Source organism: Gammaproteobacteria bacterium (assembly GCA_030949385.1).
GTDB lineage: Bacteria > Pseudomonadota > Gammaproteobacteria > JAUZRS01 > JAUZRS01 > JAUZRS01.
The window spans coordinates 1-24,621 of the sequence record JAUZSP010000009.1; the positions used below are offsets into that span (position 1 = coordinate 1).

Below are 24,621 nucleotides of genomic sequence, written 5' to 3' on the forward strand. Positions count from 1 at the left end.
ACCATTCAAAGCAGCAGCACAAAGCGCCATCAGACCCGCAGGAAAAAGACCCAACGCAAGAACAGTCAGGCCATTGGCACTCAGGGCAAAGCGGAAGCTGAGGCACGGTTGCAGTTCACTCTGATCTTCAGCGGCATCAAAATACATCATCTTCACCGCACGCAAATAGTAGAACGCACCGATCACCGAGAAGATCACCGCCACCGTAGCCAACCAGATCAGATCCACATTAACCACCGCCGTCAGCACCGACAACTTCGCGTAGAAACCAACGGTCGGCGGAATGCCCGCCATCGAAAAGAGAATGATCAACATCATAAAGGCAAACCACGGGCTGCGTTCATTCAGCCCCTTAAAGTCATCCAGCTCTTCCGCCTCAAAGCCCTTACGACTGAGGAACAGGATCATGCCAAACCCACCCAGCGCCATCAGCGCGTAAGTCAGCGCGTAAAACATCGAAGCGGCATAACCCTCACCCGTACCCGCCAAAATACCCAGCAGCAAAAAGCCCACATGAGAGATGGTGGAGTAAGCCAACATGCGCTTGATGCTGCTCTGTGCGATGGCGACAATGTTACCCAAACCCAGCGACAACACCGCCAACACCATCAACATCGTCTGCCAATCGGCCTGCAATGACCCCAAACCCTCCACCAACAGACGCATCGTCATAGCAAAGGCGGCGATCTTCGGCGCAGTGGCAATGTACAACGTCACCGCCGTCGGCGCACCGTGATAGACATCGGGAATCCACATATGAAACGGCACCGCACCCAACTTAAAGGCCAAACCGACAACGATAAAGGCCAAGCCCAACAACACCCCAACGCTGCTGCCCTGCTCCGCCAAACTGCTGCTGATCTCGATAATATTTAAACTGCCGGTCATGCCGTAAATAATCGACATGCCGTAGAGCAAGATACCCGAAGCCAGCGCACCCAAGACAAAATACTTCATCGCCGCCTCAGAAGCGCGTTTGGAATTGCGACAAAACGCCACCATCGCGTACATGGAGAGCGACATCAGCTCCAGCCCCAAATAGAGGCTCAACATGCTGTAGGAGGAGATCATAATCATCATCCCCAAAACCCCAAACAGCCCCAAGACGTAATATTCGCCTTTAAACATGCCACGATCTTGCAGATAACGACGTGAATAGAGCAACACCCCCATCGTCACCACATAGACAAAACACTTCAACACCACACTCATCAGATCACTGATAAAAGTGCCATTAAAGGCCAATTGAGTGCCATCGGGTTGATAGGCTAACGTTAACAACAAGGTTAAACCCAAAGAGACTTGCGCCAGCAGATAGGTGATGTTGCGCTGGCTGTCTTTTAAAAACAGATCCACCGTCAACACCACACACACCATACTAAGGAGGAAAATCTCGGGGAGGGCGGTAATAAAATCGCTCATCAATCTGTCCTGTAAGTCCGCTTAAAGCTTAGAAGCTGAAATGTGTTGCAGTAAGTTTTCCACCGTGGGGTGCATCACCTCCACCATAGGATCAGGCCAGAGACCGAAGAGCAGCACCATCGCCGCCAGCAGCCCCAAGATCAAAAACTCACGCCCGTTGATGTCTTTTAACTCCGCCACTTTCTCATTGCCCACCTCGCCAAAAATCACCCGTTTCACCATCCACAAGGTGTAGGCCGCACCGACAATCAAGGTGATCGAGGCCAAGAAGGCGTACCAGAAGTTGGCTTTGAAGCTGGCCAGAATCACCATGAATTCACCAACAAAACCCGACGTACCCGGCAGACCGGCGTTGCTCATGGCAAACAGCACCATAAAAGCAGCGAAAATCGGCATGGTGTTGGCCACCCCACCGTAATCCTTGATCTGACGAGAATGCACACGGTCGTACATCACCCCGACGCAGAGAAACATCGCCGCCGAGATAAAGCCGTGGGAGATCATCTGCACCATCGCCCCCTCAATGCCCATCGCCGCGCCGCTGCCCGCCTCGCTGCCACCGTTGGCAGCAATGCCAAAAACGATGAACATCCCCAAGGTGACAAACCCCATGTGAGAGATAGAGGAATAGGCAATGAGCTTCTTCATATCTTCTTGCACCAAAGCCACAAAACCGATGTAAACCACCGCAATCAAGGAGAGCACAATCAGCAACAGATCCAGCTCACGGCTGGCATCAGGCGTAATCGGCAAGGAGAAACGCAAGAAACCGTAACCGCCCATCTTCAACATGATCGCCGCCAACACCACCGAACCGCCCGTTGGCGCTTCCACATGAGCGTCAGGTAACCAAGTGTGAACCGGCCACATGGGGATCTTGACCGCAAAGGCGAGCAAGAAGGCCAAGAAGATCAAAACCTGCGCTTCCATTGTCAGCGGCAAATTGTGGAAATCAAGAATACTAAAGCTGCCCGCTTTGCTGGCCATGTAGATCAAGGCGATCAACATAAAGACCGAGCCAAGGAAGGTGTAGAGGAAAAACTTGATCGTCGCATAGACCCGATTTGGGCCACCCCAGATACCAATAACCAAAAACATCGGTACCAGCATCGCCTCCCAAAAGACGTAGAACAACATGGAGTCAAGGGCAGAGAAGACCCCCACCATTAGACCTTCCATAATCAGGAAGGCCGCCATGTACTGCGCGACCCGTTTTTGAATCACTTCCCAACCGGCCAGCACCACAATCACACTGATAAAGGTGGTGAGCAGAATCAACGGCATGGATATGCCATCAACACCCAAGGAGTACATGATGTTAAAGGTCGGCACCCACTGCGCGCTTTCACTGAACTGCATCGCGGCGGTGGTCAAATCAAAACCCGTGTACAAGGGAATCGACAAGACAAAGGTCAGCAGTGACACCATTAGGGCGAGCGGACGCGCGAGTTTATCGCCCGCGTACAAGATCAGGAAACCACCGAAAATCGGGGCCCAAATCACCAAACTGAGTAACGGCAAATCTGCAAACATTCGCAAAAGACCTTATAAACTTTGGACAGAAATTATCGAACCACAAACCAAGTGAGCAGCAGCAACAAGCCGATGATCATGGCAAACGCGTAGTGATAGAGGAAACCGGTCTGAATGTGGCGCAACTTACCAGAGAACCAGCCTACCGCTTTAGCCGAACCGTTCACCAACAGACCGTCGATCAACTTGATGTCACCGAACTTCCACAACAGATTGCCGAGCTTCAAGCTGCCACCACCAAAAACAGCGGCGTTGAACTCATCAAAGCCGTATTTTTTCTCCAAAATTCGGTGCAACGGACGCAAACGATTGTAAAACAAGGTCGCCAAAGCGGGCTGTTTCAAATAGATAAACCAAGCAGAGAAGATCCCCGCGAAGGCCAAATAGACCGCTGGCGCTGACAAACCGTGCAGCACAAAAGACCAGACCCCATGGTAACTTTCACCAATCTGCGCCACCACATCACGGCTCGGATCAACAAAAATCACCCCATTGAAGAAGTCACCAAACAACATCGGCCCGATGGCCAAAGCACCAATGATCACCGAAGGAATCGCCAATAAAATCAGCGGCACCGTCACCACCGGTTTGCACTCATGGCAATGAGATTTAGTCTCTTCGTCCATGCGCGTTTCACCGTGGAAGACCAAGAAAAACATGCGGAAACTGTAAAATGCGGTGATAAACACCCCTGCCATCACGGCAAAATAAGCGTAACTCGCACCGACGATTTCAGAGTGATGCACCGCTTCAATGATCGCGTCTTTAGAGAAGAAACCGGCAAAACCTGGAAAGCCGATCAGAGCCAAAGAACCGATCAGCGAGACCCAATAGGTGATCGGCATGTACTTTTTCAGCCCACCCATTTTGCGAATGTCTTGTTCATGGTGCATCGCAATGATCACCGCACCGGCAGCCAAGAACAACAAGGCTTTAAAGAAGGCATGGGTCATCAGATGAAAGATCGCCGCCGAATACGCCGAAGCGCCCAGCGCCACGGTCATGTAACCGAGCTGTGAAAGCGTCGAGTACGCCACCACCTTTTTGATGTCGTTTTGCACCATACCGATCAAGCCCATAAACAGAGCCGTGGTCGCACCAATGATCAAAATAAAGCTCAGCGCCGTCTCGCTCAATTCGAACATCGGTGACATACGCGCCACCATAAAGATACCGGCGGTCACCATCGTTGCGGCGTGAATCAGAGCCGAAATCGGCGTAGGGCCTTCCATAGAATCGGGCAGCCAAACGTGCAACGGCACCTGCGCTGATTTACCCATCGCACCGATAAAGAGCAAGATGCAAATTACGGTGATCACATCCCAAGGCGAACCAGGAATAATCTCAATGGTCTGCCCCACCAGCGACGGCATGGCTGCAAAGACGGTGTCGTAATCAAGGCTACCGGTGTACATCAAGACCGCCGCGATGCCGAGCAAGAAACCAAAATCACCGACGCGATTGACCAAAAAGGCCTTCATATTGGCGTAGATGGCGGTCTCTTTTTTATACCAGAATCCGATCAACAGATAAGAAACCAGACCCACCGCCTCCCAACCAAAGAAGAGCTGCATGAAGTTGTTCGACATCACCAACATCAACATGGAGAAGGTAAACAGAGCAATGTAGCTGAAGAAACGCTGATAACCAGGATCGTCGTGCATGTAACCGATGGTATAAATATGCACCATCAAGGAGACACCCGTGACCACACACATCATCATCACGGTCAAGGTATCAACCAAAAAGCCCACTTCAAAGCGGATGCCGTCGCTGACCATCCAAGTGTAAACGGACTGGTTAAAGACCTCACCGCCATCAAAAACAATGTGATTAAACGCAATCAGAGATAAGGCAAAGGCAGTGCCGACGCCCAAAATAGTCACCCAGTGCGAGGCCGTGCGGCCAATTTGATGACCAAACAGCCCCGCTAAAATAGCGCCCACAAGCGGCGCCAAGGGAATGGCAAGATAGAGATTTTCCATAAAGCTAGCCCTTCATGCTATCCAAGTCATTAACGTTAATGGTGCGCCAATTACGGAACAACACCACCAGAATCGCCAAGCCAATCGCCGCTTCCGCCGCCGCCACAGTCAAGATAAAGAAGACAAACACTTGACCTGCGGTATCACCCAAATAGTGTGAAAACGCGACAAAGTTCATATTGACTGCCAACAGCATAAGCTCAATGGACATCAACAAAATAATGATGTTTTTTCGGTTCAGAAAAATACCCGCGACGCTCAAGCCAAACAGCACAGCTCCAAGAATCAGGTAATACGATAACGGTACCATAACGCCCCTCTGACCCACTCTAGGCAGGCAAACCCTTCAGCACACGCTGAAAATTTAGTGTTGTTCCGATTTCATTTTTACAATGCGCAAGCGATCCGATTTTTTTACCTTAACCTGCTCTGACGGTTTTTGGTATTTGGTTTCGGGACGTTTGCGCAGGGTCAAAGCGATGGCGGCAATGATCGCCACCAACAAGATGACCGCCGCAATTTCAAACTGATAGAGGTAATCGGTGTAAATCGCTTTACCCAACTCCTCGGTATTACTGTAATCAGCACCGTGCGCCACCGCATTGCTCAATTTCTCTGAGCTGAACTTGGGCGAAGCCACCACCAACACCATCTCGGCCACCATCACCAAGCCAACCACCAAGCCCAAGGGCAAATAACGGGTAAAGCCTTCTTTCATCGGTGCGGTGTCCACATCCAACATCATCACCACAAAAAGAAACAGCACCATCACCGCACCGACGTAAACCAGCACCAAGGTCAAACCCAAAAATTCCGCTTCCGCCAGCAACCAAATGCCCGCACAACTGAAAAAGGTCAAGACCAAAAACAGCGCCGCATGCACCGAGTGATTAACGGTAATGACCCGCACCGCCGAAGCCACCGCCACCAAGCTAAAGGTTAAAAAGACCCATACTTCTATATTCATATCTCAACCCTACCGGTAAGGTGCGTCGATGGCACGATCTGCGGCCAACTGTTTTTCATACTGATCGCCCACCGCCAGCAGCTTCTCTTTGTTCATGATCTGTTCGCCACGATTTTCAAAATGGTACTCAAAAATCCGCGTTTCCACGATGGCATCCACCGGACACGCCTCTTCACAGAAACCACAAAAAATGCACTTAAACAGATCAATGTCGTAACTCTTAGTCCGACGACTGCCATCGGCGCGCTGCTCTGATTCAATCGTGATCGCCAGTGCTGGGCAAACCGCTTCACAGAGTTTGCAGGCGATGCAACGCTCTTCCCCGTTGGCGTAACGACGCTGCGCGTGCAGTCCCCGAAAACGCGGCGACATTGGGGTCTTCTCTTCGGGATACTGAATCGTGATCTTTTTTGCAAACAAGTAACGACCGGTCAAGCGCATCCCCAGGAGCAGCTCCCAAAGCATAAATGTCTTTAAAAAATTGAGCATTTAAATTCTCTCCTCAGAAATTCCTGTTACAGCCAAGGCTGCCAACCTAATAAAATAGCCACCCCTTCCACCGCCAGCCAGATAATGGTCACGGGAATAAAGATTTTCCAACCCAGCCGCATGATCTGATCGTAGCGATAACGTGGGAACGTGGCGCGGAACCACAAAAAGAAGAAGGACATAAAGGCGGTTTTAAACACAAACCAATGCATGCCATCACCCAAAATAGGCAAATCAGCCCAAGCCCCAACCGGCGACAACCACCCCCCCAAGAACATCAAACTGGCCAAGGCGGCGATCAAAATCATATTGGCGTATTCGGCCAAGAAGAAGATCGAAAAGGCCATGCCCGAATATTCCACATGGAAACCGGCCACAATCTCAGACTCACCTTCCGCCACATCAAACGGCGCACGGTTGGTCTCTGCCACACCGGCCAAATAATAAACTATAAAGAGCGGAAACAGCGGCAACAGGAACCAATCCAAGAAACCGCCCTGCTGCGCCAAAACAATTTTATTCAGGTTCAAGCTGCCACTGGCCATCAACACCCCCACCAGAGCAAACCCCATCGCAATTTCATAGGAGACGATCTGCGCTGCGGCGCGCAAGGTACTGAGCATGGCGTATTTTGAGTTGGAGGCCCAACCGGCGACGATCACCCCATACACACCCAAGGAAGTAAGCGCCAAAATGTAGAGCAAACCGGCATCAATGTCGGCCAAAATCAGACCGTCACCAAAGGGAATCACCGCCCAAGCCGCCAAGGCCGGTGCCAGTGAGATTACGGGTGCCAATAAAAAGAGGAAACGGTTGGCGTTGGTGGGGATGATGATCTCTTTGGTCATCAACTTGAGCGCATCGGCAATCGGCTGCAACCAACCCTTTGGTCCGACACGGTTTGGCCCCAAACGCACCTGCATATAACCAATAATTTTGCGTTCCGCGTAGGTCAAATAGGCCACCGCCAACAGCAGAGGCCCAACAATAACCATAATCTTGATTACGATCCAGAGCGGTGTCTGCAAAATTTCAGGTAACAACAGCATCAAATCAGGCATGGTCTACACCTTCTCCAGTTCAACAGTTGCATAAAGAGAACCGAGTGTGGTGGCCGCCGCAATGCCCGCAGGCAACCAAACCGCGCCAGCGGGAATCGACTCATCCAGCCGCAGGGGCAACTCAACAGAGCCCGTCGCCTGAGTCACTTTCACCGTCTCAGCAGAGTCCAGCGCCAGACGTTTTGCCTCAGCGGCATTGATCACCACCGCCTCCACATCCGCATCAACCGTGGCTTGCAGTGCCGTAGCACGGCGCACCAACGCATCGCCGTGGTAAATCGGCACATCACCGCTGCGCAGCAAACCCGCAGGTCGTTCAGCCAAGTTCAGACTGGCGCTGACGCTCAGACCATTATCCAAACTCAAATCACGACACGCCACTTTCAACTCATCGCGTACCTCTTCCGAAGAGATGAACTCAAAACCGTCCAGATCCAATAAGTTACCCAAGACACGCAGCACCTTCCAAGCAGGACGTGCTTCACCCACCGCTTTGGACGCGCCTTTACAGGACTGCCACAAACCGGTGGCGTTAACGTACGTACCTGAGGTTTCAGCAAACGTGGCCACCGGCAGCAGCACATCGGCCAGCGTTTTCATCGACTCACTGGCAAAGGCAGTCATCGCCACCACCTTGGCATTTTGCAACGCGGCGGTCGCCAGAGCGGGATCGGCGCAATCGCGTTCCGCCTCCACTCCAAGCAGCAGATAAGCCTGACGCGGCTCTTGCAACATCTGCTGAGCGTTCAGGCCGTGCTCTTTGCTCATGCCAGCCGGACCACGGTGTGGCAACACACCGGCCAACCAAGCACCCGCACTGTTGGCCGCTTCGGGTAAATAAGAGAAAAGCGAATCGGTCGCAACAGCAATGGCAGAGGCCAACGCTCTCAAAGCCGCGTAATGAGGATTAAGCACCGCCAAGTTACCCAACATCACACAACTGTTGTCGGCTTTTAAGCTGTTGGCAATGGCCTGATGTGCGTCGTTCGGTTTGGCATCGGCGATCCAGCTGCCCAGATCAGAAGCACCGCTCTTCACACCCACTGCCGCCGCGATGGCGGCCAGCTCAGCGACCATATCAAAAGGATCTACGCCGATATTTTCCGCCAAATTAAAATGGAATTCGTACACTTTTGGGTTAACAAAACTGATCTGTGCGCCGTTCAAACTGGCTTTACGCAGCCGGTGAGCAATCAGAGGCTGCTCTTTACGCACATTGGAGCCAACCAGTAAAACAGCATTCAAAGATTCCAGCGCCTCAATGCTCTGCCCCAACCACGGCATCACGGGTGCCTGCTCTTGATCGCTGAAATCCAGTTGACGCAGACGATGATCAATGTGGTTTGAACCCAAACCACGCATCAACTTCTGACCCAAATACAACTCTTCCAGAGAGGCGTTGGGTGATAACAGTGCGCCGACCTGATCCGCGCTGGGGGTTTTCAACAGGTCGCTGGCCACGGCCAAGGCCGCTTCCCAGCTCGCTTCCTGCCACTGACCGTTTTGCTTGATCATCGGGGTGCTCAAACGGTCATCGGCCTGCAAAGCTTGGTAGCTGAAACGATCACGATCCGAGATCCAAACCTCATTGATCGACTCGTTGTCACGCGGCACAACGCGAGTGACCCCGCCTTGCCAGGTGTGTAAAAACAGATTGGAACCGACGCTGTCGTGCGGCGCAACGCTGGCGTGCTGCATCAGCTCCCAAGCGCGGGCGCTGTAGCGCGAGGGTTTGGCGGTCAACGCGCCCACAGGGCAGAGATCAATGATGTTGCCGGACATTTCAGAGCTGATGCTTTTTTCGATAAAGGTGCCGATGCGCACATGTTCTGAACGCCCCGTAGCTCCCATCTCCCGCATCCCAGCAATCTCTTCACCAAACCGCACGCAGCGGGTGCAGTGAATGCAGCGGGTCATCTCGGTAGCAATCAAGGAGCCAATGTCCTCATCCACCACCACCCGTTTCTCTTCACTGAACTGCGAGACATCGCTGCCGTAACCGATGGCCACATCCTGCAACTCACACTCGCCGCCTTGATCGCAAATCGGGCAATCCAGCGGATGATTGATGAGCAAAAATTCCATCGTGCCTTTTTGCGCCGCAATCGCTTTGGCAGAGCGGGTGTGAACCACCATGCCCTCCATCACTTGTGTGGCACAGGCGGGCAACGGTTTCGGCGCTTTTTCCACCTCCACCAAACACATGCGGCAGTTGGCCGCCACAGAGAGTTTTTTGTGGTAACAAAAACGTGGGATTTCAATGCCGTTTGCATCGGTCACGTCAATCAACAACGCCCCACGAGGGGCTTTAAGTGCCTGCCCATCCACTTGGATTTCGACCAGATCTTCGCTCATACTCGCCTCAAAACCACTCATTCTTGCTAAAAAGCTGCCGCAGTAACCTAACAGGCTGCATTTCGGAAGCGTGCTCTGACCCCATTGGGTCGATATTTTGGCTCAGGATAACTTACGCTGCGCTGCCCAGTTTCTCTGCCACCAGACTGCGATTGTGTTCGATGTAATACTCAAACTCATGCCGATAATGTTTAATAAAACTGCGTACCGGCATCGCTGCCGCATCACCCAAAGCACAGATGGTACGGCCTTCAATTTTACTTGCCACACTGTCCAGCCGATCCAAATCTTCTGACCGACCTTTGCCATCAACGATGCGACACAACATGCGGTACAGCCAACCGGTGCCTTCACGGCACGGGGTACATTGACCGCATGATTCAGAATAATAAAAACGTGAAATACGGCGCAGCGCCAACACCATGTCGGTGGTTTCGTCCATCACGATCACCGCGCCCGAACCGAGCATGGAACCGGCTTTGGCAATGGAGTCGTAATCCATATTGCACTGCATCATCACTTCCGCAGGCAGCACCGGCACTGATGAACCACCCGGAATGACCGCTTTCAGGGCGCGACCATCCTTCACCCCACCGGCCAAGGCCAGCAGATCAGTAAAAGGAGTTCCCATCGGAATTTCAAAGTTACCCGGGTTGTTCAAATGACCGGACATGGAGAACAGTTTCTCACCACCAGCCGTTGGCACACCCAAACTCTGGAACCATTCACCGCCTTTTTGCAAAATCACCGGCACCGAGGCCAAGCTCTCGGTGTTGTTGATCGTGGTCGGTTTGCCATAAAGGCCAAAATTGGCTGGAAACGGGGGTTTGAAACGCGGCTGGCCTTTTTTGCCTTCCAGCGATTCCAGCAGCGCCGTCTCTTCACCGCAGATGTACGCACCGGCTCCCAAAGAGCCGTAAAGATCAAAGTCGATCCCCGAGCCTTGAATGTTTTTGCCTAGAAAGCCTTGATCGTAGGCCTCTTTCAGCGCCTGCTCAAAACGAGCAAAGGGTTCATCGCCAAATTCGCCGCGCAGGTAGTTGTAACCCACCGTGGCACCGATGGCAAAACCGGCAATGGCCATACCTTCAACCAAAGCATGGGGGTTAAAGCGCAAAATATCGCGGTCTTTGCAAGTGCCCGGCTCCGACTCATCGGAGTTGCAGACGATGTATTTTTGCATATCGCCTTTGGGCATAAAACTCCATTTCAAACCGGTGGGGAAACCCGCACCGCCGCGTCCGCGCAGACCGGAGGATTTCACCACCTCAATCACTTCAGTGGGGGTCATCTCACCGGCAATTATTTTTTTCCAGCTCTGATAACCGCCAATTTTCAGGTAGTTGTCGTAAGACCACGGCTGGTCAAACTGCAACGTCTGGAAGCAAACTTGATTCGTCATGAGCTACTCCAGATTGTCCAGAATCTCATCCACTTTATCGGTGGTGAGTTCGGTGTAATAAACGTGATTGACTTGCATCATCGTCCCACCGGAACAGGCGGCCAGACACTCCTCTTCCTTCTTCAGGAAGATGCGACCATCTTCGGTGCTTTCACCAATTTTGATCCCCAACTTGCGTTCAACGTGATTAATAATCGTTTCCGAGCCCATCAACATGCAGCTAATGTTGTCGCAGATAGAGACGCTGTTGCGCGCCACTGGCTCCAGCTCGTACATGGAGTAAAAACTGGCCACCTCGTAGACGGCAATCTTGTCTTGCTCCAGATAAGCCGCCACCGCATCCATCAATTCGGTGGTCAAATAACCCTGATTTTCATGCTGAACAATTTGCAGTGCAGACAACAGAGCTGAACGTTTTTGCTCTTTGGGGTAACGCGCCACCCAACCGTCAATCTCTTCACGGGCGTGAGCAGACAACAACAATGCTTCACTCATCGGTCAACCTCCCCGAAAACAATATCTTGTGTGCCGATAATCGCCACCACATCGGCCAACATGTGGCCACGAGACATCTCATCCAAACCCGACATATGAGCAAAACCAGGCGCACGAATCTTGACCCGGAACGGTTTATTCGCCCCATCGGAGATCATATAAACACCGAATTCGCCCTTAGGGTGCTCAATGGCAGCATAGGCCTCGCCCTCAGGCACACAGTAGCCTTCGGTAAAATGTTTAAAGTGATGAATCAAAGACTCCATATCGCCTTTCATTGCTTCGCGTCGAGGCGGGGTGACTTTGTGATCGGCAGCCAAAACTTCACCTGGGTTTTTCCGCAACCAGTCGATGCACTGTTCAATGATGCGATTCGATTGACGCATCTCTTCAACCCGCACTAAATAACGGTCATAAGAGTCGCCATTGGTGCCAACGGGAATATCAAAATCGAGTTTGTCGTAGACTTCGTAGGGCTGCTTTTTGCGCAAATCCCACTCCACACCTGAGCCACGAATCATCGGGCCGGTAAAACCCATCTGCATCGCCCGCTCTGGGGTCACCACCCCGATGCCGACGGTGCGCTGTTTCCAGATGCGGTTGTCGGTCAGCAGGATTTCGTACTCATCCAAATAGGTGGGGAAACGTCTGCAAAAATCTTCGATAAAATCGAGTAACGAACCTTGGCGGTTTTCGTTCAAACGTTGCAGCTCTTTTTTTATTGCGCCAGCGAGAAGGCTCGTACTGCGGCATGTGATCGGGCAGATCCCGCGCCACACCACCAACACGATAATAGGTGGCGTGCAGTCGCGCACCGGAGACCGCCTCATAACAATCCATTAGGTCTTCACGCTCACGAAAAGCATAAAGAAAGACCGTCATCGCCCCGATGTCCAGCGCATGAGCACCAATCCACAACAGATGGTTCAAAATACGGGTGATCTCATCAAACATGACGCGGATGTACTGCGCCCGTTCCGGCACCTCCAACTCAAGCAGTTTTTCGATCACCATCACATAGGCGTGTTCGTTGCTCATGGTGGAGACGTAATCGAGACGATCCATATAACCGATGCTCTGGTTATAGGGTTTGCTCTCCGCCAATTTTTCTGTGCCACGATGCAACAGACCGATGTGCGGATCGGCACGCACAATCACCTCGCCGTCCATCTCCAGCACCAAACGCAAAACGCCGTGCGCCGCCGGATGTTGTGGACCAAAGTTGAGGGTGTAATTACGAATCTCAGGCATCGGTTTGTCCCTCTTTACGAATCACGCGGGGAACCAAGACACGCGGCTCAATGCTCACTGGCTCGTAGATCACCCGCTTTTTTTCCTCGTCGTAACGCATTTCAACATGCCCCACCAGTGGGAAATCCTTACGGAACGGATGACCAACAAAACCATAATCGGTCAAAATACGTCGAAGATCGTCGTGACCTTCAAACAAAATACCAAACAGATCAAAAGCTTCACGCTCAAACCAATCAACGCCGTTCCAAATTGAGGTCACGGAAGGCAACAGCGGCATATCGTCATTCGGAGCCGAGCAACGCAGTCGCAGCCGCCGGTTAAAGGTGTAAGAGAGCAAGTGAATAACAACCGCAAAACGGGGGCGATCCAGCGCAGCAGTCTCTAACTCGTCACCAAAAACCAAACGACCATTGGCAGAACCACTCTCAACCCCACGGCTGAAACCGCTGCTGGAAGCGTCACTGGTGTCCCACTCCACCTCACCGTAACTGCTGTAATCCACCCCACAGAGATCAATCAGCTGTTCAAACTGAAACTCACTGGCGTCTTTTAGGGTTTCACACACCGCCAACAACTGCTCACTGGCAACCTCAATGGTCACCTCATCCAACACCACCTCACAACTCAGCAACTGATCTGCAAACTGGCTGCGCAGCGCACTGGCTAGATTTTCTACTCGTTCGGACATCTACCCGCCTCGCTTAGCTGACACGCGCAATGGTGCTGGTTCGACGAATCTTATTCTGCAATTGCAAAATACCGTACAACAACGCCTCTGCCGTCGGTGGACAACCTGGCACATAAATATCAACAGGAACAATGCGATCGCAGCCCCGCACCACCGCGTAGGAGTAGTGATAATAGCCTCCGCCGTTGGCACACGAGCCCATCGAAATCACCCAGCGCGGTTCCGGCATCTGGTCATACACTTTACGCAGCGCCGGAGCCATCTTGTTCACCAAGGTACCCGCTACAATCATCACATCGGACTGCCGTGGGCTGGGGCGAAACACAATGCCAAAGCGATCCAGATCGTAACGCGACGCACCCGCCTGCATCATCTCCACCGCACAACAGGCCAGACCAAAGGTCATCGGCCAGAGTGAACCGGTACGCGCCCAGTTGATCAGCTTATCGGCATTGGTGGTGACAAAGCCCTTCTCTAGAATTCCTTCTATTCCCATTCCAATGCTCCCTTCATCCACTCGTACATGAAACCGATCAGCAACAATCCGAGGAAGATCCCCATGGCCACAAAACCGGCCAAGCTGAGCTCATCCAATACCACCGCCCAAGGAAAGAGGAAGGCGATCTCCAGATCGAAAATAATAAAAAGAATGGCAACCAAATAATAACGAACATCAAACTTCAAGCGCGAGTCTTCAAAAGGCTCAAAACCACACTCATAAGTTGAATTTTTTTCCTTATCCGGTCTGTTCGGCCCGATCATCAGCCCCATAGAGAGCACAACAGCGGCAACCACCAGACCGATGATCAGGAAAATCAAGATAGGCAAATAGCTTTCTAACATTAAGGTGCTCCCAAACCAGAAACTCTTCTGGCTAACCTTTAGCAGTGTAGAAAAAACGGTTTACGAATAGGGCAAAAAACCCAACTAACACATCAGAGCTTAAAACCTGTCAGCTGGGCAATTACAATCACCTCTTAGTTGCACTGACAGCCTTCATAAAATGGTGCCGACGCCCGGACTCGAACCGGGATGGCTTACGCCACTACCCCCTCAAGATAGCGTGTCTACCAATTCCACCACGTCGGCTAAAGGTCAAACCAAAGGCTCAACCCAAAAAAACAGTTACTTCATTTTAGGCAAATCTTGCTCACCTACACCGCTTTCGCTGCCCTCGACGGGAATCAACGGCGGCAGATCATTTTTAATCGAGGGTTTTTCAACCAGCGGTGCCGAGACAGTTGACTCTTGCACCGCATCCAAAATACTGCCCGCCTGAGTGCGAGAGGCCGCGATGTAAGCCAAAAGCAAGCTGCTGGCAAAAAAGAGGATAGCAAAGGTGGTGGTCAACTTAGCCATAAAGGAGGTTGCACCGCGAGAACCAAACACCGTTGCCGATGCACCGCTGCCAAACGCCGCTCCAGCATCAGCGCCCTTGCCGTGTTGCATCAACACCAAGGCAATCACACCAACGGCCAAAAAAACATGCACAACCAAAAAGAAAGATTCCATTTAATTCGCCCCTACCCTGCCGCTTGGCAGATTGCCAAAAAGCTCTCCGCTTGCAGTGATGCGCCACCAATTAGACCACCATCAATATCGGCCATCGACAGAAGATCTGCCGCATTGCCTGCGTTCATACTGCCGCCGTATAAAATCTGTACTTTCTCAGCCACGTTGCTGTCCAGTGCCGCCAACTTCTGACGAATAAACGCATGTACCTCTTGCGCTTGCTCAGGGCTGGCGGTTTTACCGGTACCAATTGCCCAAACGGGTTCATAAGCAATGACCGCATTCGCCAGCGCCGCAATGCCTGCGCTGTTGATGATGGCATCCAATTGTGTGGCCACCACCGTTTCTGTGTCACCGGCCTCACGCTCTTCAAGCAATTCACCCACGCACAAAATCGGTTTTAAGCCTGCGGCTTGCACAGCAGCAAATTTCTTTGCCACCAGAGCATCGTCTTCGCCATAAATATTACGCCGTTCAGAGTGACCTAAAATCACATACTCGCAGCCGAACTCTTTCAGCATCGAAGTAGCAATTTCACCGGTGAACGCACCGTTCTCTTGATCTGCTGCGTTCTGCGCACCGAGCTTGATGCCGCTTTCACCGATGGCCTGCTGCACGTCTGCTAAATGAACAAACGTCGGGCAAACTACCACTGCGCTCTTACTGACCGCACTCATGCCTGCGCTAATGCCCGAGATCAGTGCCGTAACACTCTCTCGTGAACCATTCAGCTTCCAGTTTCCAGCAACCATCGGTTGACGCATATCAGTCTCTCTACAAGCCATTCCTAAAGGCAGGCAAGCTTACCTTTACAACAGCGATAAATCAATTTGAAATCGGACAAAAGTGACATTTATTGGCACACCCTTTGACCTAAAGAAAACTTTCAACGTTTATTCACACTCAACCAGCTGCAAAAGCCCGCGAGGCAGAAGATGCCTCACTGGGAATAAAAATGCAACCCTTATAAAACATTAAACGTTGCGTTTACTCAACGGAGTCACGTACCACTGAGGCAATGCGCTCGGCAATATCGCGTACTTGACGCTCATTTTCGCCCTCAACCATGACACGCACCACTGGCTCAGTTCCCGAAGAGCGCAGTAAAACACGCCCTGTTTCACCCATCTCCGCTTCGGCTTCCTCTACGGATTTCATCACCGCCGGCAAAGTGCTCAGATCCACCCGATAAGGAATGGGCACATTAATCAAAATCTGTGGGCATTTGTGCATGCCCTCTTTCAGCTCATGCAGACCTTTTTCTGAGGCCACTAGATAGGCCAGCACCTGCAAGGCCGCAATAATGCCATCACCGGTGGTGGTGCGATCCAGACAGATAATATGGCCAGAGGACTCACCGCCCAAAATCCAGCCCTTTTCGTTCAACTGCTCCATCACATAACGATCACCCACATCGGCACGTACAAAAGGCACGTCCATTTTGGCCAAAGCGTGTTCCAGACCCAAATTACTCATCACCGTACCAACCACACCGCCGTTTAAAGCCCCTTCAGACTTACGCGCCCGCGCCAAGATGTAGAGGATCTCATCGCCATCAACAATATCACCACGACTGTCCACCATGATCAAACGATCACCGTCACCGTCCAGCGCCACACCCAGATCCGCCCGTTCCAACAACACATGAGCACGCATGTTCTCCGGTGCCGTCGCGCCGCAATCTTGGTTGATGTTCAGACCGTCCGGCTCCACTCCAATGGGAATCACCTCTGCACCCAGCTCACGGAACACACGCACCGCAATGTCATAAGACGCACCATTAGCGCCGTCCACTACCATCTTCAACCCCGTCAGGGACGCACCAAAAGGGATGGTGCTTTTACAAAATTCAATGTAACGCCCAGCGGCATCCAAAACGCGATCGGCTTTACCCAGCTCAGCGGAATCCACCGTCTCAATGGGACGATCCAACAGCGCTTCGATTTGCAGCTCTACCTCGTCGGGCAATTTGGTGCCTTCGTGGGAGAAAAACTTCACCCCGTTATCATAATAAGGATTATGCGAGGCACTGATTACAATGCCTGCGGAAGCACGAAAGGTGCGAGTCAAATAAGCAATGGCTGGGGTGGGCATCGGCCCTAATAGACGCACATCGACCCCCGCCGAGGACAAACCGGCCTCCAAGGCCGCTTCAAACAGATAACCCGAGATCCGAGTATCTTTGCCAATCAAAACCTCTTTTTTACCCTGAGAGGCCAACACACGACCGGCAGCCCAACCCAAACGCAAAACAAACTCCGCATTCATTGGCGCATCACCGACCTTGCCACGAATGCCATCGGTACCGAAATATTTCCTGCTCATGGTGTTTCTCCTAATTTTTTATTTATGCGTTATTCACTGCTCGGCAAATGGCCAACGCCTCAGCCGTCGCTTTTACATCGTGTACACGTACTATTTTTGCCCCTTGCACCACCGCCATCAGCGCAGCCGCCACACTGCCCTGTAGACGTGCCTCAAGCGGCGCATCCTTCAGCACCGCAGCAATCATGCGCTTACGCGAAAGCCCCACCAACAGTGGGAAACCCAGCTCACGCAGTTGGCCTACGTTTTTCAGCAGCACTAAATTATGTTGCAGACTTTTACCAAAACCAAAACCGGGATCCAGTAGAATATTTTTTGCCTCGATACCCGCAGCCAAACAGGCCGCCACCCTCTGATTCAAAAAGTCGGCCACTTCTCGCACAACGTCCTCATAGTGAGGTGCTTTTTGCATGGTGCGCGGCTCGCCCTGCATGTGCATCAAGCAAACTGGCACCTTTAACTCCGCCACCGTCTCCAAAGCCTTTGGCGCTTGCAGAGCAAAAACATCGTTCACCATCCCTGCTCCCGCTTCTACTGCGGCTCGCATCACTTCTGGTTTAGAACTATCAATAGAAATCGGCACCGACAATTCTTGCGCCAGTCGCCCAATCAGAGGAATCACCCGTTCCAATTCTGTCGCCACTGAAACCGCCTGCGCCCCAGGCCGAGTAGATTCACCACCAATGTCGATGATGCTCGCTCCCTCAACCACCATCTGTCGTGCTTGAGCCAAAGCCGCTTCAAGCTCGATAAAACAACCGCCATCAGAAAAAGAGTCAGGCGTGACGTTTAAAATCCCCATCACCACCGATTCCGAGAGATCCAAGGCTTTATTTCCACACTGAAGCACGGGCATTAATTTACTTCTATTTTTTAGAAAGGAGGTTATATCCTGTCACTACAGACAATTTCCAGACATAAAAAAACGCCACCCAAAGCGGACAAAAGCCGCTTCAAGATGACGTTATCATGACAAACGATCAGTGCAGACTGGCAGGGCCACCAATCGAACCGTCTTTACCTTCTTTTTTGACCTCTTCATCACTGGACTTGCCTTCACCACTGCCTGCTTTGGGTGTTTTATCATCATCCCCCCAATCACTCGGCTCACCGGGTTCACGCCCTTCCATGATGTCATCAATCTGCGTCGCATCAATGGTCTCGTATTTCAACAAGGCTTTTGCCATTGCATGTAACTTATCGTTGTGCTCTTCCAACAGATCGTGAGCGCGCTGGTAGTTGCGATCAATCAACGAACGAATCTCTTCATCAATAACGTGTACGGTCTCATCGGACATCTGTTTGTGTTGCGTCACTGAGCGACCCAAGAAAACCTCTCCCTCTTCCTCGCTGTAGGTCATGGGGCCCAGCTTGGTGGACAAACCCCATTTGGTCACCATGCTGCGCGCGATGTCAGTAGCACGTTCGATGTCGTTTGATGCACCAGTGGTAACCGCATCGGCACCAAAAATCATCTCCTCGGCAATACGACCGCCGTAAAGGCTGGAAAGTTGGCTTTCGAGGCGTTTTTTGCTGTGACTGTAACGATCCTCTTCGGGCAAGAACATGGTCACACCCAAGGCACGACCACGGGGAATAATACTGACCTTATAAACTGGGTCGTGTTCTGGCACCAAACGCCCAACAATCGCGTGACCCGCCTCATGATAGGCGGTGAGGTTTTTCTCAGCGTCGCTCATCACCATGGATTTGCGTTCCGCACCCATCATGATTTTGTCTTTGGCGCTTTCAAACTCCGACATATTGACGGTACGTTTATCCGAACGAGCGGCAAACAACGCCGCTTCATTAACCAAATTGGCCAGATCAGCACCGGAAAAACCAGGCGTACCACGGGCAATCAGCGCCGGTTTAACGTCGTCACCCAAAGGCACCTTGCCCATGTGCACATTCAAAATTTGCTCACGACCACGCACATCGGGCAGTGGCACCACCACCTGACGATCAAAACGCCCCGGACGCAGCAGCGCAGGATCAAGCACATCAGGACGGTTGGTGGCCGCGATCACGATCACGCCTTCATTGCCTTCAAAGCCATCCATCTCTACCAGTAGTTGATTTAGAGTCTGCTCACGTTCATCGTGACCGCCACCCACACCGGCCCCACGATGACGACCCACGGCATCAATCTCATCAATAAAGATAATGCACGGCGCGTGTTTTTTCGCCTGCTCAAACATGTCTCGCACCCGCGAGGCACCGACACCAACGAACATCTCAACAAAATCAGAACCGGAAATGGTAAAGAACGGCACTTTTGCTTCACCGGCAATGGCTTTGGCCAGCAAGGTTTTACCCGTACCAGGTGAGCCGACCATCAACACACCGCGCGGAATATTGCCACCGAGTTTTTGAAACTTACTCGGCTCGCGCAAAAACTCCACCAGCTCGCTGACTTCGTCCTTGGCCTCTTCAACCCCTGCCACATCGGCAAAAGTGATTTTAATCTGATCTTCACCCAGCAAGCGGGCTTTACTTTTACCAAAGGACATCGCTCCTCGGCCACCACCGCCGCCCTGCATCTGGCGCATAAAAAAGATCCAGACCCCAATCAAGAGCAAGAAGGGAAACCAGCTGATAAAGATCTGCGTCAACATCGAAGGCCGCTCCGGCGGTACACCTCGAATATCCACATTGGCCTCGATCAGATCACCGATCATTGAACGATTGTCCGTTTCGGGGCTGTACGTAGTAAAGGTCTCGCTACTGGTCAATCGTCCCTCGATTTCGCGGCCATCAATGACCACCATACTCACCTGACCCGACTTCACCTCAGTCAAAAACTGCGTGTAGGTTAAAGCTTGGCTGGGTGACCTTTGGGTGCCCAAATTGTTAAAAACGGTCATTAAAATCACCGCAATCACAACCCATAACAGCACATTCTTAAGCAGGTCGTTCAATGTCACACCTCAATAATTTTGTCAAAAATGGTTAAAATAAATACAACTCAAGATCATTAGACCCTACTACAGTTTCAGCTGCCGTGCCAGTACATAGACCTCACGACTGCGAGGCCGCGACGCTTTTGGTTTACGAATCACCACCGTGGCAAAGGTTTGACGCACTTCTTTTAAAAACTCATCAGAGCCAGCCCCCTGAAACAATTTGCACAAAAACACCCCAGAAGGCTTCAACACTTCTTTGCACATCTCCAGCGCCAACTCGACTAAATAGATCCCCTTCGGCTGATCAACAGCGCCCACACCACTCATATTGGGGGCCATATCGGAAATTACAAGGTCCGCCTGCTCACCATTCAAGACCGACAAGATCTGATCCAAAACCGCCTGCTCACGAAAATCACCCTGCACAAAGGTAACGTCGCTAAAGCTGTCCATCGGCAAAATATCCGTTGCCACCACGTGTCCGCTATGGGTCACCTTTTCAGCGGCGTACTGCGTCCAGCCCCCCGGTGCCGCCCCCAGATCCAGCACCAACTGCCCCGCTTTGAGCAGCTGATCTTTTTTATCAATCTCAATCAATTTATACACCGCCCGTGAACGGTAACCCTCTTTTTTAGCACGCTGCACATATTCATCTTGAAAGTGCTCATCCAACCAGCGACCACTGCTGTTACTTTTCTTTGCCACGTCCACTCAACTCCATACGTTTAATCACTTTCTGCGTCCGCCAAATCAGCCAACCCATGCCCAACAGCCCCCCCACAAACAACAACAACAATTGCGACACCGACTCATGCAACCAAAAATCATGCACCAGCCAGAGCATCAACAACAACGCCAAAATAATACCTAACTCCAACTTAACGCCGTTGAAGGGGCTGGCTTCCACTGTCATTCCCGCTCCGCGCTGTGCTACACTCGCGCCGCTCGCTTGCGGGGATTCACGCTTTTTTTCCATTATCTAAGACTCACTCAAATGACACTCAATAAACTTCAAGAAAAATTTCTCCGCTCTCTCGCCCACGCGCTCAAACCGGTCATACGGGTCGGCCAAAACGGCCTTACTGAGAACGTCAAAGACGAGATCAAAAACGCGCTGGAATACCACGAACTGGTTAAAATCAAAATCAACGTCGGTGACCGTGATGCCAAAGCCGAGTGCATTGAACAGATTCAACAGCTGAGCAAAGCCAATCTGATCCAAAAAATCGGCAATACCGCGACATTCTATCGACGCCACCCCAAAAAGCCTAAAATTGAATTGCCGCGTCGCTAACCTCAGCGCGTCACGATGAGCCAAACTCCGGTTCCATCCGGCTCCAGCAGGCATTACAGTCTGCTGTTTGTCACCCCCTCCCAACGGAGTGCCATTCACAGTCTGTATCAATTTCAGCAGAAAATCAGCCGCGTTATTGACCAGTGCAGCGATACCAACACCGCCCAGCACAAATTAGCGTGGTGGCAAGCAGAGGTAGCACGTCTATTTCAAGGCGCAGCACGACACCCCCTCAGCCAGCAGCTTCAGCACGTTTTACAACAGCACGCTCTACCAGAGAGTCTGTTTCAAAACATCATTCAAGCCGCTGAAACCGACCTCACCTACAGCCGCTACCGCACGTTTGCCGATCTCGTGCTCTACTGCGAAACAGATTTCGGCGCACTGCAACAACTGGTTTCACAGGTGCTGGGAGGGCAGAAAAACAGCGTCCAAGCCTACGCAAAAACCTTAGGTGTCGCATTGCAACTAAGCCAAATGCTGCGCGATCTGCATCGGCACGGACAACGGGGAAGGATTTACATTCCAAGCGAAGAGCTTGAACAGTTTAACATCCAAGCCGAGCAGTTACTGCAACCCAGCGTCACACCACCAGACGCTTTGGCCGAACTGCTGGCGCTGCAAGCCCAGCGCATCCGCCAGCAGTTTCAAACCACCGTAGAACAGCTGCCCAGTGAAGCCCGTTACGCCCAACGCTCAGGGCTGGTGCTGATCAAACTGCATCAAACCCTGCTGGATGAAATGCAGCAAGCCAACTACCCCCTGCTGCAACAACGCATCAGCCTCACGCCACTGCGCAAACTGTGGCTGGCTTGGAACACCGCACGCAAAGAAAAACCCGCAGCGCCATAACAGACCGATTCATTTTTTAACAAAAGTATGTTTATGAAGATTGAAAACTACAGCCCCGAAGCCGATCTGCTAAACGATCGTGTCATTCTCATCACCGGAGCCGGAGATGGCCTTGGCCGCGCCGCCGCCAAAGCCTGCGCCCAACACGGCGCAACGGTGATTTTATTAGGCCGCACAGCGCACAAACTGGAACAGGTCTACGATGAAATCGAAGCCCTTGACGCACCACAAGCGGCCATTTACCCCTTAAATCTGGAGGGGGCAACCCAACAAGACTACCAAGATCTGGCCAACACTCTGGAAAACGAGTTCGGTCAGCTCAACGGCATTCTACACAGTGCCGCATGGCTGGGCGCATTAACGCCAATGGAAAGCTACGACGCAGAAACGTGGTTTAAAGTAATGCAGGTTAATCTCAACGGCCCTGTACAACTGACCCAAGCCTGCCTACCGCTGATGCACCAGAGTGAGACCCCCAGCATATTGTTCACCTTGGACGATAAAAATCGCGCCTACTGGGGCGCTTACGGGGTTTCCAAGCACGCCCTAAGTGGCTTGGTAAAGGTCTGGGCAGATGAGCTGGAAAACGACACGCCCTCAGGCAAGCGTCGCCGCATCCGCGTCAATGGCATCAATCCTGGACCCACTCGCACCAACCTGCGCACAAAAGCCTATCCAGGTGAACTGCCCAGCGAACTGCCCAGCCCAGAAGAAAAAATGACACGCTATCTCTATCTGATCGGCAATGACAGCCAACACATCAGCGGCGAGATCATCCGCCTTTAGGCGCAGCCTCTCCCACGGCTGCCAACAGGTCACTCACCTTCCACAGGGAGTGGCCGAACAACACCTGCTGATCCGCTTGCACATAACCTTCTTGAAACGGGATTTTTTGCTCGCCATTCAGCAAGTAGGTACCGTTGGTCGAGTTGAGATCCGTTAAATAGATCTCATTGTTCAATACCTGCAATTCTGCGTGACGATTGCTCACCGTCACACCATCCAGACAAATTTCTCCCAAGCGCCCAATCGTATAGGTTCGATCTTGCACACGTTTTCCCTCCAAACAAACCACGCAAAAAGAAGCAGCTAAAAATAACCTTGGTACTGCTTCAACTCATCGGCGGTGAGCATAAACACACCCTCACCGCCGTATTCAAACTGCAACCACAAAAAAGGCACCTCTGGGTAGAACTCTTCCAGCGCTTGCGCACTGTTGCCCACCTCAACCACCAACACCCCGTGATCCGTTAAAAATCGACCCGCATCTCGCAACATCCGTTGCACAATGTCCAAGCCCAATTCACCTGCCGCCAAACCCAATTTAGGTTCGTGTTCAAACTCTTGACTGAGCTGCGCCATCTCTGCCGTATCCACGTAGGGCGGGTTACTGACAATCAGATCATAACGCCGATCTTCAAGCCCTGCAAAAAGGTCGGCCTGCTGCACCTTGACCCGCTCCGCCACTCCGTGCTGTTCAATATTGATCTGCGCCACATCCAGAGCATCACTGGAGATGTCAGCCAAATCCACCTGCGCATCGGCAAACGCATAGGCGCAAGCAATGCCGATGCAACCCGAGCCGGAGCAAAGATCCAGAACCCGCTCCACACCAGCAGGATCAAGCCAATCAGCAAACCCCGATAAAATTGGCTCAGCCAAAGGCGAACGGGGCACCAACACCCGCTCATCAACATAAAACGCAAAACCAGCAAACCACGCCTGCCGAGTCAAATAAGCCGCTGGCAGACGCTCCTCTGCTCTACGTTTCAGCAGCGCCTTCACTTTAGCCACCTCTGCATCGCTCAGCAGGCGATCCGGCTCCGCAATCGGCTCATCCACCGGCAGATCCAAGGCAAACAGCAGCAGCCACGCCGCCTCATCGTTGGCGTTATCGGTACCGTGACCATAACAAAGATCCGCTGCGGCCAAATATTCCCCACCCCAACGCAGCAACTCTTGCAACGTCATCGCGTTATTATCAGAAATCATATTCATTTAGTTTACAGAGTAAAAGACAAACGGCATTATTGTCGCCCTTGCAACGAACCACAAGCCAGACGGCTGCAATTCTCCCCACT

General features: G+C 52.0%; 25 protein-coding genes, 1 tRNA gene and 1 pseudogene. 3 read left to right on the plus strand and 24 right to left on the minus strand.

The window, feature by feature from the left end; translation table 11 throughout:
* From nuoN to Q9O24_12610, 22 genes and pseudogenes are all read right to left on the minus strand, one after another.
* The coding region (nuoN, locus tag Q9O24_12505; protein ID MDQ7075935.1) for an NADH-quinone oxidoreductase subunit NuoN at positions 1–1,422 on the minus strand (1,422 nt) is incomplete at its 3' end.
* A 21-nt stretch (positions 1,423–1,443) separates the two neighbouring features.
* Positions 1,444–2,955 carry an NADH-quinone oxidoreductase subunit M gene (locus tag Q9O24_12510; GenBank protein MDQ7075936.1) on the minus strand — a complete coding sequence of 504 codons (1,512 nt, stop codon included), beginning with the start codon at positions 2,953–2,955 and terminating at the stop codon, positions 1,444–1,446.
* Positions 2,956–2,987: 32 nt separating this feature from the next.
* Entirely contained in the window at positions 2,988–4,940 is a 1,953-nt protein-coding gene (nuoL, locus tag Q9O24_12515; GenBank protein MDQ7075937.1) for an NADH-quinone oxidoreductase subunit L, read from the minus strand.
* A 4-nt stretch (positions 4,941–4,944) separates the two neighbouring features.
* Positions 4,945–5,250, minus strand: a complete 306-nt coding sequence (nuoK, locus tag Q9O24_12520; protein ID MDQ7075938.1) for an NADH-quinone oxidoreductase subunit NuoK — start codon at positions 5,248–5,250, stop codon at positions 4,945–4,947.
* A 54-nt stretch (positions 5,251–5,304) separates the two neighbouring features.
* Positions 5,305–5,907, minus strand: a complete 603-nt coding sequence (locus tag Q9O24_12525; protein ID MDQ7075939.1) for an NADH-quinone oxidoreductase subunit J — start codon at positions 5,905–5,907, stop codon at positions 5,305–5,307.
* A gap of 9 nt (positions 5,908–5,916) precedes the next feature.
* Positions 5,917–6,396, minus strand: coding sequence for an NADH-quinone oxidoreductase subunit NuoI (gene nuoI, locus Q9O24_12530; GenBank protein MDQ7075940.1), 480 nt, complete (start codon positions 6,394–6,396; stop codon positions 5,917–5,919).
* 26 nt (positions 6,397–6,422) lie between these two features.
* The gene (gene nuoH / locus Q9O24_12535) at positions 6,423–7,457 is read right to left on the minus strand and encodes an NADH-quinone oxidoreductase subunit NuoH (GenBank protein ID MDQ7075941.1); all 1,035 of its coding nucleotides are present in this window, start codon (positions 7,455–7,457) and stop codon (positions 6,423–6,425) included.
* A gap of 3 nt (positions 7,458–7,460) precedes the next feature.
* Entirely contained in the window at positions 7,461–9,812 is a 2,352-nt protein-coding gene (gene nuoG / locus Q9O24_12540) for an NADH-quinone oxidoreductase subunit NuoG (protein MDQ7075942.1), read from the minus strand.
* Between the two features lie 112 nt (positions 9,813–9,924).
* Positions 9,925–11,214, minus strand: a complete 1,290-nt coding sequence (gene nuoF, locus Q9O24_12545; GenBank protein MDQ7075943.1) for an NADH-quinone oxidoreductase subunit NuoF — start codon at positions 11,212–11,214, stop codon at positions 9,925–9,927.
* A 3-nt stretch (positions 11,215–11,217) separates the two neighbouring features.
* On the minus strand, positions 11,218–11,709 hold the full coding sequence (gene nuoE, locus Q9O24_12550; GenBank protein ID MDQ7075944.1) for an NADH-quinone oxidoreductase subunit NuoE: 492 nt from the start codon (positions 11,707–11,709) through the stop codon (positions 11,218–11,220).
* A pseudogene (locus tag Q9O24_12555) lies at positions 11,706–12,960 on the minus strand (NADH-quinone oxidoreductase subunit D). The gene nuoE and the pseudogene Q9O24_12555 overlap by 4 nt, the downstream one beginning before the upstream one ends.
* Positions 12,953–13,651, minus strand: coding sequence for an NADH-quinone oxidoreductase subunit C (locus Q9O24_12560; GenBank protein ID MDQ7075945.1), 699 nt, complete (start codon positions 13,649–13,651; stop codon positions 12,953–12,955). Before Q9O24_12560 ends, Q9O24_12555 begins: the two are co-directional and overlap by 8 nt.
* A 13-nt stretch (positions 13,652–13,664) precedes the next feature.
* Positions 13,665–14,147: an NADH-quinone oxidoreductase subunit B family protein gene (locus tag Q9O24_12565; GenBank protein MDQ7075946.1), complete on the minus strand. Its 483-nt coding sequence runs from the start codon at positions 14,145–14,147 to the stop codon at positions 13,665–13,667.
* Positions 14,138–14,494 (minus strand): NADH-quinone oxidoreductase subunit A, encoded by a 357-nt coding sequence (locus tag Q9O24_12570; protein MDQ7075947.1) that lies wholly within the window; start codon positions 14,492–14,494, stop codon positions 14,138–14,140. The genes Q9O24_12565 and Q9O24_12570 overlap by 10 nt, the downstream gene beginning before the upstream one ends.
* Before the next feature lie 161 nt (positions 14,495–14,655).
* Positions 14,656–14,740: transfer RNA gene (locus tag Q9O24_12575), tRNA-Leu, on the minus strand.
* A 36-nt stretch (positions 14,741–14,776) separates the two neighbouring features.
* Positions 14,777–15,163 (minus strand): preprotein translocase subunit SecG, encoded by a 387-nt coding sequence (gene secG / locus Q9O24_12580; GenBank protein MDQ7075948.1) that lies wholly within the window; start codon positions 15,161–15,163, stop codon positions 14,777–14,779.
* Positions 15,164–15,174: 11 nt separating this feature from the next.
* Positions 15,175–15,927, minus strand: coding sequence for a triose-phosphate isomerase (gene tpiA, locus Q9O24_12585; GenBank protein ID MDQ7075949.1), 753 nt, complete (start codon positions 15,925–15,927; stop codon positions 15,175–15,177).
* A gap of 223 nt (positions 15,928–16,150) precedes the next feature.
* The gene (glmM, locus tag Q9O24_12590) at positions 16,151–17,488 is read right to left on the minus strand and encodes a phosphoglucosamine mutase (protein MDQ7075950.1); all 1,338 of its coding nucleotides are present in this window, start codon (positions 17,486–17,488) and stop codon (positions 16,151–16,153) included.
* 22 nt (positions 17,489–17,510) lie between these two features.
* The gene (folP, locus tag Q9O24_12595; GenBank protein MDQ7075951.1) at positions 17,511–18,344 is read right to left on the minus strand and encodes a dihydropteroate synthase; all 834 of its coding nucleotides are present in this window, start codon (positions 18,342–18,344) and stop codon (positions 17,511–17,513) included.
* 124 nt (positions 18,345–18,468) lie between these two features.
* Positions 18,469–20,409, minus strand: a complete 1,941-nt coding sequence (gene ftsH, locus Q9O24_12600; protein MDQ7075952.1) for an ATP-dependent zinc metalloprotease FtsH — start codon at positions 20,407–20,409, stop codon at positions 18,469–18,471.
* 66 nt (positions 20,410–20,475) lie between these two features.
* Positions 20,476–21,099, minus strand: coding sequence for a 23S rRNA (uridine(2552)-2'-O)-methyltransferase RlmE (rlmE, locus tag Q9O24_12605; GenBank protein MDQ7075953.1), 624 nt, complete (start codon positions 21,097–21,099; stop codon positions 20,476–20,478).
* On the minus strand, positions 21,083–21,370 hold the full coding sequence (locus Q9O24_12610) for a hypothetical protein (protein MDQ7075954.1): 288 nt from the start codon (positions 21,368–21,370) through the stop codon (positions 21,083–21,085). The genes rlmE and Q9O24_12610 overlap by 17 nt, the downstream gene beginning before the upstream one ends.
* Positions 21,371–21,388: 18 nt before the next feature.
* On the opposite strand from Q9O24_12610, the gene yhbY reads away from it, so the two are divergent.
* Genes yhbY through Q9O24_12625 form a run of 3 tightly spaced genes read left to right on the plus strand, consistent with a single transcriptional unit; the run spans position 21,389 to position 23,326 of the window.
* Complete coding sequence (gene yhbY / locus Q9O24_12615) at positions 21,389–21,688, plus strand: ribosome assembly RNA-binding protein YhbY (GenBank protein MDQ7075955.1); 300 nt, start codon at positions 21,389–21,391, stop codon at positions 21,686–21,688.
* A 15-nt stretch (positions 21,689–21,703) separates the two neighbouring features.
* The gene (locus tag Q9O24_12620; protein MDQ7075956.1) at positions 21,704–22,540 is read left to right on the plus strand and encodes a squalene/phytoene synthase family protein; all 837 of its coding nucleotides are present in this window, start codon (positions 21,704–21,706) and stop codon (positions 22,538–22,540) included.
* A 27-nt stretch (positions 22,541–22,567) separates the two neighbouring features.
* Entirely contained in the window at positions 22,568–23,326 is a 759-nt protein-coding gene (locus tag Q9O24_12625) for a YciK family oxidoreductase (GenBank protein MDQ7075957.1), read from the plus strand.
* Here Q9O24_12625 and Q9O24_12630 read toward each other — a convergent pair.
* Together Q9O24_12630 and prmB are read right to left on the minus strand one after the other, a co-directional pair.
* Positions 23,313–23,591: an FHA domain-containing protein gene (locus Q9O24_12630; protein ID MDQ7075958.1), complete on the minus strand. Its 279-nt coding sequence runs from the start codon at positions 23,589–23,591 to the stop codon at positions 23,313–23,315. The genes Q9O24_12625 and Q9O24_12630 overlap by 14 nt on opposite strands.
* 38 nt (positions 23,592–23,629) lie before the next feature.
* The gene (gene prmB / locus Q9O24_12635) at positions 23,630–24,532 is read right to left on the minus strand and encodes a 50S ribosomal protein L3 N(5)-glutamine methyltransferase (protein MDQ7075959.1); all 903 of its coding nucleotides are present in this window, start codon (positions 24,530–24,532) and stop codon (positions 23,630–23,632) included.
* Positions 24,533–24,621: the final 89 nt, after the last annotated feature.

Excerpts from the sequence above, each read along its gene's own strand:
- Q9O24_12570 (MDQ7075947.1), bottom strand. The coding sequence starts at position 14,494 with ATGTTAGAAAGCTATTTGCCTATCTTGATTTTCCTGATCATCGGTCTG.
- nuoI (MDQ7075940.1), bottom strand. The coding sequence starts at position 6,396 with ATGCTCAATTTTTTAAAGACATTTATGCTTTGGGAGCTGCTCCTGGGG.
- prmB (MDQ7075959.1), bottom strand. The coding sequence starts at position 24,532 with ATGATTTCTGATAATAACGCGATGACGTTGCAAGAGTTGCTGCGTTGG.
- Q9O24_12525 (MDQ7075939.1), bottom strand. The coding sequence starts at position 5,907 with ATGAATATAGAAGTATGGGTCTTTTTAACCTTTAGCTTGGTGGCGGTG.
- nuoF (MDQ7075943.1), bottom strand. The coding sequence starts at position 11,214 with ATGACGAATCAAGTTTGCTTCCAGACGTTGCAGTTTGACCAGCCGTGG.
- glmM (MDQ7075950.1), bottom strand. The coding sequence starts at position 17,488 with ATGAGCAGGAAATATTTCGGTACCGATGGCATTCGTGGCAAGGTCGGT.
- nuoE (MDQ7075944.1), bottom strand. The coding sequence starts at position 11,709 with ATGAGTGAAGCATTGTTGTTGTCTGCTCACGCCCGTGAAGAGATTGAC.
- Q9O24_12620 (MDQ7075956.1), top strand. The coding sequence starts at position 21,704 with ATGAGCCAAACTCCGGTTCCATCCGGCTCCAGCAGGCATTACAGTCTG.
- folP (MDQ7075951.1), bottom strand. The coding sequence starts at position 18,344 with ATGCCCGTGCTTCAGTGTGGAAATAAAGCCTTGGATCTCTCGGAATCG.
- Q9O24_12560 (MDQ7075945.1), bottom strand. The coding sequence starts at position 13,651 with ATGTCCGAACGAGTAGAAAATCTAGCCAGTGCGCTGCGCAGCCAGTTT.
- Q9O24_12610 (MDQ7075954.1), bottom strand. The coding sequence starts at position 21,370 with ATGGAAAAAAAGCGTGAATCCCCGCAAGCGAGCGGCGCGAGTGTAGCA.
- tpiA (MDQ7075949.1), bottom strand. The coding sequence starts at position 15,927 with ATGCGTCAACCGATGGTTGCTGGAAACTGGAAGCTGAATGGTTCACGA.
- yhbY (MDQ7075955.1), top strand. The coding sequence starts at position 21,389 with ATGACACTCAATAAACTTCAAGAAAAATTTCTCCGCTCTCTCGCCCAC.
- nuoH (MDQ7075941.1), bottom strand. The coding sequence starts at position 7,457 with ATGCCTGATTTGATGCTGTTGTTACCTGAAATTTTGCAGACACCGCTC.
- Q9O24_12510 (MDQ7075936.1), bottom strand. The coding sequence starts at position 2,955 with ATGTTTGCAGATTTGCCGTTACTCAGTTTGGTGATTTGGGCCCCGATT.
- nuoG (MDQ7075942.1), bottom strand. The coding sequence starts at position 9,812 with ATGAGCGAAGATCTGGTCGAAATCCAAGTGGATGGGCAGGCACTTAAA.
- Q9O24_12625 (MDQ7075957.1), top strand. The coding sequence starts at position 22,568 with ATGTTTATGAAGATTGAAAACTACAGCCCCGAAGCCGATCTGCTAAAC.
- nuoL (MDQ7075937.1), bottom strand. The coding sequence starts at position 4,940 with ATGGAAAATCTCTATCTTGCCATTCCCTTGGCGCCGCTTGTGGGCGCT.
- secG (MDQ7075948.1), bottom strand. The coding sequence starts at position 15,163 with ATGGAATCTTTCTTTTTGGTTGTGCATGTTTTTTTGGCCGTTGGTGTG.
- Q9O24_12565 (MDQ7075946.1), bottom strand. The coding sequence starts at position 14,147 with ATGGGAATAGAAGGAATTCTAGAGAAGGGCTTTGTCACCACCAATGCC.
- nuoK (MDQ7075938.1), bottom strand. The coding sequence starts at position 5,250 with ATGGTACCGTTATCGTATTACCTGATTCTTGGAGCTGTGCTGTTTGGC.